The organism is Thalassospira lucentensis (assembly GCF_011806425.1).
In the GTDB taxonomy this organism is placed as follows: domain Bacteria; phylum Pseudomonadota; class Alphaproteobacteria; order Rhodospirillales; family Thalassospiraceae; genus Thalassospira; species Thalassospira lucentensis_B.
The window spans coordinates 56,584-71,474 of sequence record NZ_JAATOV010000004.1 but is presented as its reverse complement, the minus strand read 5'-3'; the positions used below and the strand labels follow the sequence as shown (position 1 = coordinate 71,474).

Here is a 14,891-nt window from a genome sequence, read left to right as displayed (position 1 = left end):
TGGCTTTAGTTGTTTTCTTCCGGCGTTGGCTTGTCTGGCACATCACCGAGGAAATCAACCAAACTGACTTGCCCACTGCCACGACGCAGCGGCTTGGGCTGGCTTTCATCAGGCGCCCAGCCAGTCAGATAGATCACCTGAAACTTGGCATGCACACGCCCATCTTCCCGGCCGTGGCGCTCATGATAAAGCGCTGCGGCACGGGCCAGGGTGCTGCGTTTGGTGAATTTCTTGGAACGTTTGGCAATCAGGTTGCTTTCGCCCATCCCCGACAGATCGCGCATCAGTTTTAATGCATCGGGATAATCAATCGTGATGTCATCGGCATCCACCACCGGCAGGGCAAATCCGCTGCGTTGTAAAAGTGCCCCGGCATCCTTGATATCGACAAAGGGCGAAACACGCGGGGACACACCGCCTTCTTCTTCGGCCTCGGCCGTCATCAGTGCTTCGCGCAGGTTCTTTAAGGTTTCCCCGCCCAACATACAGGCCAAAAATAGCCCGTCTGGTTTCAAAGCGCGCCGCGCCTGAAGCAACATACCCGGCAGGTCATTCACCCAATGCAGGCTTAAGTTCGATAAGATCAGATCAAGCGATCCTTCGGCAAAGGGCAGGAATTCTTCATCCGCCACAAGGCTGGATCGGCCATTTTGGGCGCGCGCCGCATGGGCATAGCGCTGCGATATATCGGCCTGATGCAGGGTCTCGATCCGCTTGCTGGTCGCAAGGATCTCACCCAATTCGCCACTATGACAGCCAAGATCAACCGCATGCGGGAAGTTTCGCGTGGTATCTTCCAGCCTGTCTGCCAGCCGATCTGCGGTTTCCGCAAACAGGAAATTGAACTCTTGCGCACGGGTGGCAGCACGGTCGCGACGCAGTTTTAAAATATGTCGATCAAAGACAGTGATCGGATCGGCCATGGGGCGGGAAGCTCCGGCATTTATCGGGTTACAAGAATTTGTACTTAGATAGAACCTCAGGGCCAATTGCGCAATCAACCTTCATCGCATTCAAGCTTGCCCCGAAATTTCCGCTGTCCTTATGCGTGTATATGATAGGCTGTTTGTCGTGTTTTGGGTGTGGCGTCACGTGGGGGAAATCCATATTGGCAATGGCATTTTTGCGGTCCGCATTGCGGGTCGGGATTGATGCGATTTTACCGCCGCGTTGCGGGGGCTGTGGGGATGTGACCGACACCACCCACGCGGTCTGTGCGACCTGCTGGGCGGGTTTGCGGTTTATCACTGCCCCCCATTGTGCTTGTTGTGGATATCCGTTTGAACTTGATGCCGCTGACACGCGGTGGGATGGCAACGATGAAACCCTGTGCGGGCCGTGCCATCAAAAGCCGCCTGCCTTTGACCGTGCGCGCGCTGCCCTTGTCTATGATGATCACAGTCGCGATTATCTTTTGCGCTTCAAACATGCGGATCGCACGGACTTAACCCCGCTTTTGGCTCGTTGGATGTTTCAGGCCGGGCATGACATTTGGGATGGGGCCGATTTGATTTTGCCCGTGCCATTGCATCGTCGTCGATTATGGACGCGCCGCTATAACCAGTCGGGACTGTTGGCGCAAAAGCTGTCGCGCCACACCGGCATTGCCTGGGACGGGGTGGTGCTGCGCCGTGCGCGCTATACTCGAAGCCTAGGCGGGTTGGGGCCATCGTCGCGCAAACGCGAAGTGGGTGGGGCGTTTAACGTCGATGAAGCCCGTGCGCAGCGTCTTGGTTTGGCCGGGGCGCATATCGTGCTGATTGATGATGTGCTGACCACCGGGGCGACGGCCAATGCCTGTGCCCGAATTTTAAAGCGGGCCGGGGCTGCGCACATATCTGTGATCACGGTTGCGCGTGTGGTGCGATGACGCGGCACAAATTTTCTGTTACAAGGCGGCCATTCACAACGGATTTTACGCCATCCCAGATGTTGCATTCTCTGATTTAACGTATATCTCAGGGTCATGAAAACCGGGACCGGTGAAAATATAAGGAGAATGCCATATGGCAAAAGTTGAAGTTTACGCCACCGAATGGTGCCCCTATTGCAAGCGTGCGCGCAAGCTGCTCGAAGAAAAAGGTGCGAAGTACCAGTTGATCGACGTGATGATGGAGCCAAAGCGCAAAAAGGAAATGATGGACCGTGCCAACGGAAAACATACCGTGCCGCAAATCTTCATCAATGACGAACATATCGGCGGCTGCGACGAACTGATGGCGCTTGAAGCTGCCAACAGTCTGGACGCCAAACTTTCGGCCTAATCCAATCGCTTAGGCAATTGTATGATGATAAAAACCCCGGCTTTTGGCCGGGGTTTTTGCGTTTTGGGGGCGAGTTGTCCGTGACCATCATCAACAGGCCTCTGCGTCGCGTCAAAATTGGTCCGGTAAAACAACAGTGCTGATTTCAAAACGAGCTGCCAACGCCCCCTGATTTGTTCAGGTACGTGCTATTTGGCCGGCGTTTGCTAAGGACGGCTAAGGTGGCGAAGAGGTGCTGCCTATTGGTCCCACCACGCATTTTGTTTTTATGGCGCGGTGGATTGGGGCGCGAGGGGATGGTTAGTTTGGGGTGTTGTCGCTATCGCGCATGTTGGAAATCAGGCGTTTTTTGGCATTTTGGGTATGCTCAATCGCCAGTTTTTGCGCAAGATGACCATCGCCGGCACAGATTGCGTCGGCGATGGTTTCATGTTCAATCCAGATGGGATCTCGGGACGATCCGTTCTGGAGTTCGGCATGCATCACGCGCCGGATTTGCAGCCACACAGCGGCCGATGCTTCGGGCAACAGGGGATTGCCCGACAGGCGATAGATCGTTTGATGGAATGCGACGTCGGCTGCAACAAGTTCTGCGGTGTCGCCGCTGCCCAGAGCGTGGTGTCCCTGTTCGATGGCAGCCCGCAGACCCGACTTCCGGTCCGATGCCAAGGAATGTGCGGCTAAACGGGCCGCAAGCCCGTCAAACGCTTCTCGCAGGTCATATACGTGTCGGACCAAATCGGCATCCACCGGGGCAACACGATATCCGCGCCGTCCCATCGGTTCGACCAGTCCATCACGCCGCAGCAACCCTAGAGCTTGCAACACCGGTTGCCGCGAGACATTGAGTTCCTCAGCCAAGGCTTCCTGACGCAAGGGTGTTCCGGGAGGGAGTGCACCGGAACAAAGTGCGTCGACCAAACGGTCATGCACTTCGTCAGTCAGACTTTTACGGCCGGAAAGAGGTTCCATCTTCGATCCTTCTTGGGTATGTGGAATACTGTATACACTAATTTGATATCGCGAAAGTCGAAATTTGCCCCAGCCCTGATTGATCATAAATTGTGAATAATGATCGAGATTATTTGTTTTTGGTGAAAAGTCGTTGCAGCGGTTCAGAACGTGGTCATCCGCACGCGGGACCGTTGATTTGTATTTGTATGAGTTTTGGCAAATGACTGTTGCCGCATCGCGCTGACATCTTCATCATCATCATCGGGAAATGATAAAAAGGAGACTGCGTGATGACCCGTTTCATGGCGGCCTGTGTTCAGGTGAATTCCTGTGATGATATGTCCGACAATCTTGCGCGCGCAGCGGCCTATGCCCGTGATGCGCATGCGGCAGGGGCGCGGTTGATCGCATTTCCCGAAAACGTGTCGATGATGTCATTTGGCGGGGAAAAGGTGCGTGCCGCCGCCTTTGCCGAAAATGACCATCCGGCATTGAGCTTTTTCCGCGATTTGGCCGCCGAGCTGCAATCGACCCTGATTGTGGGGTCGTTGCATGTGAAGGTCAGCGGCGAGGAACGGGATGAAGACCGGGTGGCCAATCGGTGTTTTGTGATTGGGCCTGAGGGGCAGGTGATCACGTCATATGATAAAATCCATATGTTTGATGTCGATCTGGCCAATGGGGAAAGCTACCGCGAAAGCAAAACATTCCGGCCCGGAAATGCCGCCAAGATCGCCGAGACCGAGTTTGGCAAGATCGGGGTGTCGATTTGCTATGACGTGCGGTTTGGGCATCTGTTTCGCGATTATGCCAAGGCTGGTGCGACGATGCTCAGCATCCCGGCGGCCTTTACCCGGACAACCGGGCAGGCGCACTGGCATACCTTGTTAAAGGCGCGCTCGATTGAAAATGGCTGTTTTGTCATTGCCGCCGCGCAGTGCGGTGACCATCCGGGTAATCGGCAAACCTTTGGTCATTCGCTGATCATTGATCCGTGGGGCACTGTTTTGGCCGATGGCGGGACCGAACCCGGCTTTGTCACCGCCGAGATCGATCTGGATCGGGTCGAGGAAGTGCGACGGATGGTGCCGTCGCTGCAAAACGATCAGAGCTATCAACCGTGCTAGCGCCGCAGAAAACCAAGTAAGCCCGGCAAACCCGAAAATCTCGTGCCCCGTAAGCGCCCATATGGTTAGGCGTAGCTGACCACTTCAAATTCGATGTCGTCGCCGTCGCGGAAATAGAAGCGGTGGCCGGGATCGTCGTTGGCGTGGTCGAAGGTTTCGATCCCGGCGGCCTTGATGCGTTGTTTGGTGGCATCGAGATCATCGACCACAATGGCGACAGGGTTAGGCGTCGCTGACGACTTCAAATTCGATGTCATCGCCGTCGCAGAAATAAAAGCGGCGGCCGGGATCGTCGTTGGCGTGGTCGAAGGTTTCAATCCTGGCGGCCTTGATGCGGTGTTCGGTGGCCTCGAGACCATCGACCACAATGGCGACATGGTTAGGTGTCGCTGACGACTTCGAACTCGATGCCGTCGCCGTCGCGGAAATGGAAGCGGCGGCCGGGATCGTCGTTGGCGTGGTTAAAGGTTTCGACCCCGGCGGCCTTGATGCCTTGTTTGGCGGCATCGAGATCATCGACCACAATGGCGACATGGTTAGGCGTAGCTGACCACTTCAAATTCGATGTCGTCGGCGTCGCGGAAATAGAAGCGGCGGCCGGGATCGTAGTTGGCGTGGTTAAAGGTTTCGATCCCCGAGGCCTTGATGCGGTGTTCGGTGGCATCGAGATCATCGACCACAATGGCAACATGGTTCATCCCGCCGCGCGTGGTGTAAGACGTTTCGTGCCCTTCGTTTGGATCGCCTTGCGAATAGAGCGCGACATAGCTGGTGTCGCTGCCGACGTGATAGGTGGTGCCATTATAGATCGAATCGCCATGCCAGCGGACATGCCAGCCAAACCAGTCACACAAATTCTGCGCGGTCTTGGCGGGATCGGAAACGGTGAAATTCACATGTTCGAGAAATGCAGCAGTCATGGCGGTTTCCTTTTTCTTAAATGGAACTGATGCTTCCTTGGTAATTCCTTAACTTAAGTTTAGGTCAAGGGCTTTTTGTGTCGAAAATCACTGATTTTTTCGTAACAGGGTTTTGCCCTCACACACATTCACGAAACAGTGTCGCGACGTCATTTCGATTTTGCGGTCGCCTGCGCCATTCTGGGCGCATGGCTTTAACTGAGTGCGTTAATTGGACCGGAGAAACGAGATATGTTCAAGCGATTGATGATGAGTGCTGCTGTGTTGGTGGGGATGACGGGTGCAGCCGTTGCCGGGGCGCAATATGTAGATGAAACCGGCTTTGCGGTAAGTGGCTATGACGCGGTGGCCTATTTTAATTTGGCGCAAAAAGAACCGGGCATGATGCCGCCGCGAGCGGTGCCGGGCAGGGCCGATATTACCGCCGATTATAATGGGGCGACATGGGCGTTTTCGTCCGCCGAAAACCGCGACATGTTTTTAGCCAATCCGGCGAAATATGCCCCGAAATATGATGGTCATTGCGCGTTTGGCGTTGCCAAGGATGCGAAAGTGCCCGCCAACCCGAACCTGTGGCGGATTGTCGATGGGCAGCTTTATCTAAACATCACGCCCGAGGTCGCGGAAACATGGAGTGCGGATGCCAACGATTATATCAGCACCGCGAATGAAAATTGGACCGATCTTGAGCCCGATGACGCGTCAGATGATAACTGGACCGATATCAGTGACAATGATGGTACCTATGGCGGGCCAGCGCCGATTAAGTGATCACGCATCGGCAGTGAACAACCAAACAAACAACCAAACAAACAACCAAACAAACAAAAACGCACCGGCAAAGGGACCGGTGCGTTTTGCGTTGAAAGACGGGAAGCGACGGCAGGGATTAGCCTGCGATTTCGCCGCCGTCATTTTTGGTGACAGCCACGACCGACGGACGGGGTGGCAGTTTCGCCTGGAAGTCCGGCCAGCGGGTGCTTGGCGTGTCAAAAGTTGACCCGTCAGCGGGATGCTGAACAGCAAGGAACAGCGTCTTTCCATCCGGGGTGAATTCCGGGCCGCACATTTCTGCGCCAACCGGGCAGGCAAAGAAGAACTTGGTCAGCGCACGGCCCGGACCATCGACATCGGTGGCGTGCATGCCATCAGGAATGTCGGATTTCGGTGCGCCATCGGTGGAGATCCAAAGACGCCCACGATGGTCGATTGCCATGTTGTCCGGGCAGGAAACCCAGCTTTCGGCGGCGGGATGGTAGACCGCCTTGTGATCGGCAACCGCCGGGTTGCCCCCGGCAATCATGATGTCCCAATTAAAGCGACTTGCGGTGTGATCGGCATCCTTGCCGCGCCCACCCGGAGGGGTGAGTTCAAGCACGTGACCATGCGGGTTGGCTGCACGCGGGTTCGGTGCGTTGCCTTCCTTGCGTTTGGAGTTGTTGGTCAGCATGACATAGACCTTGCCATTGACCGGGTTCGGTTCGACGTCTTCGGGACGGTCCATCTGGGTGGCCCCCAAAAGGTCGGCGGCACGTCGGGTTTCGATCAGAACATCGGCCTGACTGTGGAAGTCATTTTCCGCTGTGAGCGGGCCTTCGCCAAAGTTCAGCGGCATCCAGTCGAGGCTGCCATCATCATGGAATTTGGCGACATACAGTGTGCCGTTTTCCAAAAGGTCCATGTTCGCCGCACGGTCATTCGGATTGTATTTGTTCGTGGCAATGAATTTATAGAGATAGTCAAAGCGCTGATCGTCACCGGAATAGGCAACAACCGAGTTGTCCTTATTCAGGATCACGGTCGCGCCTTCGTGCTTGAAGCGGCCAAGGGCGGTGCGCTTTTTGGGCATCGAGGTTGGATCATAGGGATCGATTTCGACCATCCAGCCAAATTTGTTTGGCTCGTTCGGGTCCTTTTCAACGTTGAAACGGTCGAAATATTTGACCCATGAATACCAGCTGTCCTTGCTGATGCCCAAACGCTTGTAGTTGCGTTCTTCGCTGGTTTTGGCAATGTCGCCGCCAAAGTAACCGTTGAAGTTTTCCTCGGCGATCAGGACCGTACCCCATGGGGTTTTGCCACCCGCACAGTTGTTGAGCGTGCCGATCACGCGTGTGCCGGTCGGATCGGTCTTGGTTTTAAGGCGGTCATGACCGGCCACAGGGCCGGTAATCTGCATTTCGGTATCAAGCGGGGAAATGCGACGGGCATAGTCGGATCCGTCAGCAACCTGCCACGTATTGCCAGATTTTTTGATTTCAATGACCGAATGACCATGGGCGGCAATTTCGTGAAGGGCCTGTTCCTTGCTGGCCCCCATGCCGTCTTCGAGGCCCGGCCACATCAGTTCGGCATTGGTGTATTCGTGGCTGACGCACAGCAGGCCGTGATCGGAATTGTTCGACCCGACCGGCAGCGGCATAAAGGCGACAAAGTCATTATTGTAGCCAAACTGTTTGTTCTGCGCAGCGGCGTCAACCTGACCGGGCACGAATGCCGGTGCGTCGGCGACAACCTTGTCACCCCAGCGGATCAGCACGTTGGCGTCATAGCCATCGGCAACCGCGTGGGTTTCGGTAATTTTCTGCGGGATCGACTTAAAGGTCAGGGTTGAGGCAGGGGCCGCCTTGGCGGCACCACGGGTCGCGATGCCGGCACCCACAACAGCCGATGTTGCCATCAGGCCCTTGAAAAAGCCACGCCGGGAAAGGCGGGCACTGATCAGATCGTCGATGCGCGGATTGTTGGTCGGGTTGGACGGGATATCGTCGCTATCTTCGATGATTTCGTATTTATCGCTCATGGCTTTTCTCTCTCAACGGGCCTTATGCGGGAAATGGCTGGGAAGAAAATGCCAGAAACGAAAAGTTTTGATTGTGAAAGTTATGTTTCTTTTTGCAAAAACAGGACGTTACGGATTTATTGCAGTCGATTTTCAAAGCACCTTTTGATCAGGTTTTTGACGGCTTTTGCGCGACAATCGATTGTTTTATCGCGCGAATTTCATCACCGTTATGCGCGTAAATCGGGCCTTGCTGGTGGGCAAGGAGGGTCCAGTCGGAAAATGTATCTTTGAGTTCGTCGGGGCGGAGCAGGAAATCCGGTGATCGCGGGCGACCAAATGCCGCGTTCCCGATCATAAAGGTCTCGTAGATCAGGAAGCCGCCCTGCCGCACTGCATCGCGCAGATGTTCAAACAGGGGCCGGTGCAGGTAATTGACGACGACAATCAGATCAAATTGCTGGTCACCAAGGGGCCACGTGCCGGTTTCAAGGTCGGCCTGTTGCCAATTGATCGTAGGATTGGCAGCACAGTCGGTTTTTGACAGATCGCGATCAAGGGCGGTGACCTGCCATCCGTGATCGGCCAGCCAAAAGCTGTGTCGGCCGGTGCCACATGCAAGGTCGAGGGCATGATTTTGCGCTGGCTTGGGGGCCGGGGCGTGCTGCGTGATCCAAGGCGATGGGGAAGGGGATGGCAATTGGGATGACATTTTTATAAATCTTGTTTATTGAAGGTTTCTCACCTGACTGGCGATCATCGCCCAGACAGTCCATATTACAGTTATCTTATCGTCATACGAACAATACGGTTTCTGCAAACACCATCATGATTCTATTTCAGCTTAAATGCGAACATGATCACGAATTTGAAGGCTGGTTCAAGGACGGCGCGACTTATGACGCGCAGGCCGCCGGTGGGGATTTGTCCTGTCCGGTGTGCGGGACGTCCAATGTCGGCAAGGCGTTGATGGCCCCACGGTTGCGCACATCGCGCCAAAAAGAAGAGGCGCAGGAAAAGCAGCGCCAAGTCGCCGTCACCCAAGCCACACAAGCCGCCATTGCCGAAATCCGCAAACAGGTTGAAACCAACTGCGAAAATGTCGGGACCAAATTCGCCGAAGAAGCGCGCAAAATCCATTACGGCGAGACCGAAAAGCGCGGCATTTACGGCGAAGCATCGATCAAGGAAGCGGTTGAGCTGGTCGATGAAGGCATTGATGTGCATGCCTTGCCTTGGGACGACAAAACCAAAAAGAACTAGGGTTCGGACCCTGGCAGCGCAAGAAGTGATCGATAACGCCCCCAAAGGTGGTTTTGGGGGCACATGTTTTCTTGTGCGGATTTCTTCTGCGGACGTGCTTACCTTGTTTTGTGCTTTGGGTTTGAAGCTTTGGGTTTGAGGCCGATTTCGGTTTTGCTGCCAAAGATTTAACGAAAACGCTTATATTCTAATATAAATTGTGGAGCCGCGGGAACAAGGTGGTTCCTGCGGCGTAATTGTGTGCGATAGCGTTCCTATACAGGATTGCAGTTGTTAAATGGGGGCGTTGTTGCAGGCGGCTTATTTCAGGTTCACGCCATATGTTTTGGGGGCGTTTGGCGTTGGCATCCTTATTTTTGTATCGGCCTTGGCGGGAATTTCTACCCGGCCTGAAGGCATGTTGGCGGTGTTGTGGCCGGCAAATGCGCTTTTGCTGGTGGCATTTATTCGCGTTAAAGAAGCCCACACGCCGCTTGGCTGGTTGGCGGCATTTGCCGGGTATTTGGCAGCGGACCTAATCACCGGGGCCAGCCCTGTGAAGGCGGTTTTGTATAGCTTGCCCAATCTTGCCAGTGTTGCGGTTGGTGTATACCTGTTTGCGCTTTTAAGTGCCGAGGACCAGTTTTTAAAACGCGCTGTTTCGATCCTGTATCTGTTTTTGATTAGTTCGGCCGCATCGGTGGCAGCGGGGCTTGTTGCCAGTGTCGCCGAAGGTGTCGCGATGCAGGGCGATCCGTTGGTGTCGTTCATGTTTTGGGCGTCGTCGAACTTTGTCGCGTTTATGGTGATTTTGCCGTTTGCATTGATGGTGCCGTTAACCCGGGCGGCGTGGCGATCTGGTCTGTATGCGGACCTGCGCGAAGAGTTTGCCGTCAAATCGTTCTATATTTTCGTCCCGGCAGTTTTGCTGTTTATCAGTGTGGCCATGGTGACGGTGGTGCGCGGGCCAGGTGCTGTGGTCTTTCCGCTGCCGGCGTTGTTGTGGTGTACGCTGACCTATCGGCTGCCGGTGGTGGCGTTTTTGATTACACTGATCGCGCCGTGGCTGATGGCGGGATTGGAATTTGACATGATTGCCACGGTGCCGGACCCGGAAAATCCGTATTTGGGGACATTGTCGCTGCGTTTGGGGATTGCGATGCTGGCCTTTGGTCCGTTGACGGTTGCCGCGATTGACCGTGAACGATCTGAGTTGGTGGACCGGCTGGCCCATGCCGCCAAGCATGATTTTTTGACCGGCACACTCACACGTGGGGCGTTTATGGCGATGGGCCAAGCCATGGTCGAAGCGGTTGCCGCGCAAAAGGGGCGGCTGAGCGTGATGGTGCTTGATCTTGATCACTTTAAATCGATCAATGATACCTATGGGCATCGGGCCGGGGATCAGGCGTTGATCGCGATTTCCAAAATCATTTCCGCCAATCTGCGCGACCAAGACCTGTTTGCCCGACTGGGCGGCGAGGAGTTTAGCCTGCTGTTGCCCGATATGGCGCCAATTGATGCGCAAGCGCTTGCACATCGGTTGCGAAAGGCGGTGGAAGAAACACATGTGCCGACCGCCGATGGCACCCCGATCACGATCACGGCCAGCATTGGTGTCGTGAGCCGGGAACTCGACAAGGTCGAGATGTTGGAAAACCTGATCGGGCAGGCAGATAACGGGATGTATAGTGCGAAGGCCGAAGGCCGCAACAGGGTGGTCGCGCTTTAGGCGGCGATCAACCCGTTTTGCGGCACTTTAGCGTCTGTGTCGGCGTTGGTGTTGGCTGGGCGTTATGCGTTATGGCGCAAGCTTATTCAGGCTTTTGCGCGATGACCATGTAATTGATGTCAAGATCACGCGGGGCAGGTGCCCATGTGTCATTCATCGGGTTATAGGCAACACCGGTGATATCGACCATGTTCAGCCCCGCACCGCGCAAGTAACCCGACATTTCTGACGGTTTGACGAATTTGCGCCAGTCATGGGTGCCTGCGGGAACCCAGCGCAGAACGTATTCCGCGCCAATCTTGGCCAAGGCAAGGGATTTCAAGGTCCGGTTCAGGGTGGCGATAAACATCAAGCCGCCCGGTTTGAGAACCGATGCACAGGCCTGCATGAAGAATTGCGGATCATCGACATGTTCGATGACTTCCATATTCAGCACGATGTCAAACTGCTTGCCCTCGTCGGCCAGCATTTCCGGCGTGCCACAGCGATAATCAATTTCCAGACCCGACTGCATGGCGTGGACCTTGGCAACGTCGATATTGTTTTGCGCGGCATCAAGCGAGGTCATTTTGGCCCCCATGCGCGCAAGCGGTTCAGACAGAAGCCCGGCACCACAGCCGATATCGATGATTTCGATGTCTTTGAGCGGTTCAATGGTGTTTGGATCGCGGCCCAGATGGGCGCAAATGTTATCGCGCAGCAGTTCCAAACGCACCGGATTGAATTTATGCAGCGGCTTCATCACGCCATTGGGATCCCACCATTTTTCGGCCATTGCGGAAAAACGTGCGATTTCCTCGCTATTGGCGGTACGGCTGGTTTTGGCGGATGCATCCGACATGGCGTGGCTCCGAAGGCGTGAATTCAAATGTGGAATGCCCTGTTTACGCGTGCCAGACGGGCAAGGCAAGACTGTGCTGCATGTGGGGTCGGGGAAATGTCAGATGACTGTCAGATGATTGTGTGTTTGCCGAGCTGCATCACGCGGGGCATTCCGATCTGTTCGCCTGTGGGGCGAGAGCCGTGCTTGGATGCGTGGTGTTATATGCTGTGCGGTGTGCGCGCAAGGCCGGTTGGGATAGTCAGCGATCAGTTGTTTTCCTGTTGGCTTTTGGAAAGGGAGCGTTGCGTAAAGGGTATGGTTCCTCAGGGTTATTGGGTAAAATTGGTGGAAAATTTCACAAAATCACCCTGTTCGAAACAGATCGGTTCGTTTTTCGCACGGAAAAAATGCAAAAGCGGCGTTTCTCGGTTTGGTTGATGCTTGTTTCATACGGCGGATGGCAGTATTGATAACGCCGCCCGGATCAGGAGACTTGTGGCTGTAATTGGTGGCTGTAATTGGCGGCTTTAATTCACAAGCGCACCTGTTCGGGACCGGATCACATACCGTCATTTTCGGATAGCCGATCGACGGCGAGCATAGCGGGGATACTTCATGGCCCGTATTGTCATGAAATTTGGCGGCACTTCGGTCGCTGATGTCGAAAAAATCAAGAATGTCGCGCGTCGGGTCAAATCCGAGGTGGATGCCGGCAATCAGGTTGCTGTTGTTGTTTCCGCGATGTCGGGCAAGACCAACGAACTGGTTGGCTGGGCACAGGAAGTGTCGCCGATGTATGATGCGCGTGAATATGACGTCATCGTATCATCGGGCGAGCAGGTGACTGTCGGTCTTTTGGCCATGGCATTGCAAAGCATGGATGTGCCTGCGCGGTCATGGTTGGGATGGCAAATTCCGCTTCGGACCGATGGCGCCCATGCCAAGGCCCGGATCAAGGATATCGATACCACCGAACTTGATAAGCGCATGAATGGCGGCGAAGTCGTTTGTGTTGCCGGGTTCCAGGGGATCGCGCCGGACAACCGGATCACGACACTTGGGCGTGGTGGGTCTGATACATCGGCGGTGGCCTTGGCCGCGGCGTTGAAAGCAGATCGTTGCGATATCTACACCGATGTTGAAGGTGTTTATACCACCGACCCGCGCATTGTGCCCAAGGCACGCAAGATCGAAAAGATTACCTACGAAGAAATGCTGGAACTGGCTTCGCTGGGTGCGAAGGTCCTTCAGACCCGTTCCGTCGAGATGGCCATGAACCATCGCGTTCGGGTGCAGGTCCGGTCGACCTTTAGCGAAGCAGAAGGAACACTTGTTGTAGACGAGGACGAAATCGTGGAACAGGAAGTCGTGAGCGGGATTGCCTATAGCCGTGACGAAGCCAAGATTACCTTGGTTAAAGTTGCGGACAAGCCGGGCATCGCTGCTTCTATCTTCAGCCCGTTGGCTGAGGCGAATATCAATGTCGATATGATCGTGCAGAACGTCTCTGAAGACGGCAAAAGCACGGACATGACCTTTACCGTTCCGCGCGGAGAATTCCAGCGTGCGCTTCAGGTGATTGAAAAAAACAAACCTGAAATCGCGTATCAGGAATTGCTGAGCACGTCTGATGTGACCAAAGTGTCGATCATTGGTGTTGGCATGCGATCCCACGTTGGGGTGGCCCGCAAAATGTTTGAAACCCTTGCGGAAAAGGGCATCAACATTCAGGTCATTTCCACCTCGGAAATTAAGGTCAGTGTTCTGATCGCCGAGGAATATACCGAGCTTGCGGTCCGTGCCTTGCACACCGCATACGGTCTGGACGCGGATTAATTTTCAGGGTGCTATCGCTTTTTAGGCGATTAAGGCACTGTTAAATTACGTGTAATATTACATAGTAGAGCATGTTGCCTTAGATGTGCTCTGGCTGGGACGATCTGTCTTGGCCGTTATGATGAAATGGCAGGGAAACACGCGTTCCCTGCATTTCTGCTTTGGGGAACATAGAATATGAGCGATCCGAAATTTGACGCAGCACGCGCGCGCCTTGAAGAATTGTGGGCAGCGGGCAAGGACTTTCTGGGCACCGACTACGCCATTATGGCGGGCGCAATGTCGTGGGTGTCAGAACGTCACCTTGTATCGGCTGTGTCGAATGCGGGCGGTTTTGGGGTGATTGCGTGTGGCTCGATGACGCCTGACTTGCTGTCAGCTGAAATCGCCGCAACCAAGGAAATGACATCCAAGCCATTTGGCGTCAATCTGATCACCATGCACCCGATGCTTGATGATTTGATTGAGGTTTGCCGCGAACATAATGTCGGGCATGTGGTTCTGGCCGGTGGGTTGCCATCGTCAGCATCAATCAAAAAGGCCAAAGAATTTGCCAAGGTGATTTGTTTCGCCCCGGCGCTTGTTTTGACCAAAAAGCTGATCCGATCCGGTGCCGATGCGCTGGTGATTGAAGGCAGCGAAGCCGGTGGCCATGTTGGCCCGGTATCGTTGACGGTTCTGGCACAAGAAATTTTGCCTCATGTTGCCGATATTCCGGTGTTCTGTGCCGGGGGGATTGGCCGCGGTGAAGCAATTACCGGTTTGCTTGAGCAGGGGGCATCGGGTGTTCAGATTGGCACGCGTTTGGTGTGTGCCGAAGAATGCATTGCCCATCCTGATTTCAAAAAAGCATTTATCCGGGCCAGTGCGCGCGATGCGATCACCACGGTTCAGCTTGATGAACGGTTCCCGGTTATTCCGGTGCGTGCCCTTGCCAATAAGGGGACGGATGAATTCCGTGAAAAACAGCGTTCGGTGATCGAAAAGTTCCGCGCGGGTGAGCTAGATCAAGGCGCGGCACAGCTTGAAATTGAACATTTCTGGGCGGGTGCATTGCGCCGGGCCGTGATTGATGGTGATGTGGAAAGCGGATCGGTTATGGCAGGACAGTCGGTTGGTATGGTAAAGAAAGAACAACCGGTTTCCGAAATTCTTGATGAGCTGGTCGAACAGGCCGTTCAATCTTTGGTTAAGAGAGACAGCTAAGACAC

Annotated in this window: 17 protein-coding genes; 9 read left to right on the top strand and 8 right to left on the bottom strand. The window is 54.6% G+C overall.

All coding sequences use genetic code 11. The features are described from left to right. Positions 1-5: 5 nt before the first annotated feature. The gene (locus HCZ99_RS13840) at positions 6-923 is read right to left on the bottom strand and encodes a methyltransferase domain-containing protein (protein ID WP_167447610.1); all 918 of its coding nucleotides are present in this window, start codon (positions 921-923) and stop codon (positions 6-8) included. 191 nt (positions 924-1,114) lie between these two features. Here HCZ99_RS13840 and HCZ99_RS13835 point away from each other — a divergent pair, with 191 nt between their 5' ends. Further along, on the top strand, positions 1,115-1,870 hold the full coding sequence (locus tag HCZ99_RS13835) for a ComF family protein (protein WP_167447842.1): 756 nt from the start codon (positions 1,115-1,117) through the stop codon (positions 1,868-1,870). 136 nt (positions 1,871-2,006) lie between these two features. After that, positions 2,007-2,264 carry a glutaredoxin 3 gene (gene grxC, locus HCZ99_RS13830; RefSeq protein WP_167447609.1) on the top strand — a complete coding sequence of 86 codons (258 nt, stop codon included), beginning with the start codon at positions 2,007-2,009 and terminating at the stop codon, positions 2,262-2,264. Between the two features lie 300 nt (positions 2,265-2,564). Here the strand turns inward: grxC and HCZ99_RS13825 are convergent, their stop codons facing one another. Then, complete coding sequence (locus HCZ99_RS13825; protein ID WP_167447608.1) at positions 2,565-3,236, bottom strand: GntR family transcriptional regulator; 672 nt, start codon at positions 3,234-3,236, stop codon at positions 2,565-2,567. Between the two features lie 272 nt (positions 3,237-3,508). On the opposite strand from HCZ99_RS13825, the gene HCZ99_RS13820 reads away from it, so the two are divergent. Next, positions 3,509-4,345, top strand: a complete 837-nt coding sequence (locus tag HCZ99_RS13820) for a carbon-nitrogen hydrolase family protein (RefSeq protein WP_167447607.1) — start codon at positions 3,509-3,511, stop codon at positions 4,343-4,345. Between the two features lie 65 nt (positions 4,346-4,410). Here the strand turns inward: HCZ99_RS13820 and HCZ99_RS20515 are convergent, their stop codons facing one another. The 3 genes from HCZ99_RS20515 to HCZ99_RS13805 form a co-directional block, all read right to left on the bottom strand. Next, positions 4,411-4,662 (bottom strand): VOC family protein, encoded by a 252-nt coding sequence (locus HCZ99_RS20515; RefSeq protein WP_175581513.1) that lies wholly within the window; start codon positions 4,660-4,662, stop codon positions 4,411-4,413. Positions 4,663-4,724: 62 nt separating this feature from the next. Next, complete coding sequence (locus HCZ99_RS13810; protein WP_175581512.1) at positions 4,725-4,904, bottom strand: VOC family protein; 180 nt, start codon at positions 4,902-4,904, stop codon at positions 4,725-4,727. Then, positions 4,882-5,265: a VOC family protein gene (locus tag HCZ99_RS13805; RefSeq protein WP_167447606.1), complete on the bottom strand. Its 384-nt coding sequence runs from the start codon at positions 5,263-5,265 to the stop codon at positions 4,882-4,884. Before HCZ99_RS13805 ends, HCZ99_RS13810 begins: the two co-directional genes overlap by 23 nt. Positions 5,266-5,496: 231 nt before the next feature. Here HCZ99_RS13805 and HCZ99_RS13800 point away from each other — a divergent pair, with 231 nt between their 5' ends. Continuing rightward, positions 5,497-6,036 (top strand): YHS domain-containing (seleno)protein, encoded by a 540-nt coding sequence (locus HCZ99_RS13800; RefSeq protein ID WP_175581511.1) that lies wholly within the window; start codon positions 5,497-5,499, stop codon positions 6,034-6,036. A 118-nt stretch (positions 6,037-6,154) separates the two neighbouring features. Here HCZ99_RS13800 and HCZ99_RS13795 read toward each other — a convergent pair whose 3' ends face one another. Continuing rightward, a complete protein-coding gene (locus HCZ99_RS13795; RefSeq protein ID WP_167447605.1) occupies positions 6,155-8,068 on the bottom strand; it encodes a PhoX family protein in 1,914 nt (637 codons plus the stop codon). 148 nt (positions 8,069-8,216) lie between these two features. Further along, a complete protein-coding gene (locus tag HCZ99_RS13790; RefSeq protein ID WP_167447604.1) occupies positions 8,217-8,759 on the bottom strand; it encodes a class I SAM-dependent methyltransferase in 543 nt (180 codons plus the stop codon). Between the two features lie 116 nt (positions 8,760-8,875). On the opposite strand from HCZ99_RS13790, the gene HCZ99_RS13785 reads away from it, so the two are divergent. Then, complete coding sequence (locus HCZ99_RS13785) at positions 8,876-9,310, top strand: DUF1178 family protein (RefSeq protein ID WP_167447603.1); 435 nt, start codon at positions 8,876-8,878, stop codon at positions 9,308-9,310. A 277-nt stretch (positions 9,311-9,587) separates the two neighbouring features. Further along, a complete protein-coding gene (locus tag HCZ99_RS13780; protein ID WP_167447602.1) occupies positions 9,588-11,021 on the top strand; it encodes a GGDEF domain-containing protein in 1,434 nt (477 codons plus the stop codon). 82 nt (positions 11,022-11,103) lie between these two features. Here the strand turns inward: HCZ99_RS13780 and ubiG are convergent, their stop codons facing one another. Next, positions 11,104-11,862 carry a bifunctional 2-polyprenyl-6-hydroxyphenol methylase/3-demethylubiquinol 3-O-methyltransferase UbiG gene (ubiG, locus tag HCZ99_RS13775; RefSeq protein WP_167447601.1) on the bottom strand — a complete coding sequence of 253 codons (759 nt, stop codon included), beginning with the start codon at positions 11,860-11,862 and terminating at the stop codon, positions 11,104-11,106. A 122-nt stretch (positions 11,863-11,984) separates the two neighbouring features. On the opposite strand from ubiG, the gene HCZ99_RS13770 reads away from it, so the two are divergent. The 3 genes from HCZ99_RS13770 to HCZ99_RS13760 all read left to right on the top strand — a co-directional run bounded on the left by HCZ99_RS13770 (position 11,985) and on the right by HCZ99_RS13760 (position 14,886). Continuing rightward, complete coding sequence (locus HCZ99_RS13770) at positions 11,985-12,314, top strand: hypothetical protein (protein ID WP_167447600.1); 330 nt, start codon at positions 11,985-11,987, stop codon at positions 12,312-12,314. A gap of 145 nt (positions 12,315-12,459) precedes the next feature. Beyond that, a complete protein-coding gene (locus tag HCZ99_RS13765) occupies positions 12,460-13,680 on the top strand; it encodes an aspartate kinase (protein ID WP_167447599.1) in 1,221 nt (406 codons plus the stop codon). Between the two features lie 177 nt (positions 13,681-13,857). Next, positions 13,858-14,886: an NAD(P)H-dependent flavin oxidoreductase gene (locus tag HCZ99_RS13760; RefSeq protein ID WP_167447598.1), complete on the top strand. Its 1,029-nt coding sequence runs from the start codon at positions 13,858-13,860 to the stop codon at positions 14,884-14,886. The last annotated feature ends 5 nt before the right edge of the window (positions 14,887-14,891 follow it).

Bases quoted from the DNA above. Each gene is read 5' to 3' on its own strand.
- HCZ99_RS13840 (WP_167447610.1), bottom strand. From the start codon at position 923: ATGGCCGATCCGATCACTGTCTTTGATCGACATATTTTAAAACTGCGT.
- HCZ99_RS13835 (WP_167447842.1), top strand. From the start codon at position 1,115: ATGGCATTTTTGCGGTCCGCATTGCGGGTCGGGATTGATGCGATTTTA.
- grxC (WP_167447609.1), top strand. From the start codon at position 2,007: ATGGCAAAAGTTGAAGTTTACGCCACCGAATGGTGCCCCTATTGCAAG.
- HCZ99_RS13825 (WP_167447608.1), bottom strand. From the start codon at position 3,236: ATGGAACCTCTTTCCGGCCGTAAAAGTCTGACTGACGAAGTGCATGAC.
- HCZ99_RS13820 (WP_167447607.1), top strand. From the start codon at position 3,509: ATGACCCGTTTCATGGCGGCCTGTGTTCAGGTGAATTCCTGTGATGAT.
- HCZ99_RS13805 (WP_167447606.1), bottom strand. From the start codon at position 5,265: ATGACTGCTGCATTTCTCGAACATGTGAATTTCACCGTTTCCGATCCC.
- HCZ99_RS13800 (WP_175581511.1), top strand. From the start codon at position 5,497: ATGTTCAAGCGATTGATGATGAGTGCTGCTGTGTTGGTGGGGATGACG.
- HCZ99_RS13795 (WP_167447605.1), bottom strand. From the start codon at position 8,068: ATGAGCGATAAATACGAAATCATCGAAGATAGCGACGATATCCCGTCC.
- HCZ99_RS13790 (WP_167447604.1), bottom strand. From the start codon at position 8,759: ATGTCATCCCAATTGCCATCCCCTTCCCCATCGCCTTGGATCACGCAG.
- HCZ99_RS13785 (WP_167447603.1), top strand. From the start codon at position 8,876: ATGATTCTATTTCAGCTTAAATGCGAACATGATCACGAATTTGAAGGC.
- HCZ99_RS13780 (WP_167447602.1), top strand. From the start codon at position 9,588: ATGGGGGCGTTGTTGCAGGCGGCTTATTTCAGGTTCACGCCATATGTT.
- ubiG (WP_167447601.1), bottom strand. From the start codon at position 11,862: ATGTCGGATGCATCCGCCAAAACCAGCCGTACCGCCAATAGCGAGGAA.
- HCZ99_RS13765 (WP_167447599.1), top strand. From the start codon at position 12,460: ATGGCCCGTATTGTCATGAAATTTGGCGGCACTTCGGTCGCTGATGTC.
- HCZ99_RS13760 (WP_167447598.1), top strand. From the start codon at position 13,858: ATGAGCGATCCGAAATTTGACGCAGCACGCGCGCGCCTTGAAGAATTG.